Annotated in this window: 1 pseudogene; it reads right to left on the reverse strand. The window is 60.2% G+C overall.

Going from position 1 to position 251, the window contains the following annotated elements:
• Positions 1 to 251, reverse strand: a pseudogene (locus R0J92_RS25050) (DUF2235 domain-containing protein); the annotation flags it as partial.

Genomic DNA, 251 nt, shown 5'->3' on the forward strand with positions numbered 1-251 from the left:
AGCGCGACGCGAGATAGCCGTAGGCGCGGCGGATCTTGCGATTTATGCCGCGCCCGATCATCACATCGACAGTCTTGTTCCATGCGGTCCACTGCACACCAGCCTCATATTAGACCGACACCTGGGGGCCCATCTCCTTGCACAGGCGATAGGCCATGCCCGCGTGGGTTTCATGGCCTGGCTCCAACGTCGAAATGGTGCCGTCCAGGATGATCACATGACATTGCGGTCCGCGTGTGACGGTTTCCGAG

The organism is Tritonibacter sp. SIMBA_163, from assembly GCF_046535935.1.
In the GTDB taxonomy this organism is placed as follows: Bacteria; Pseudomonadota; Alphaproteobacteria; order Rhodobacterales; family Rhodobacteraceae; genus Epibacterium; species Epibacterium scottomollicae.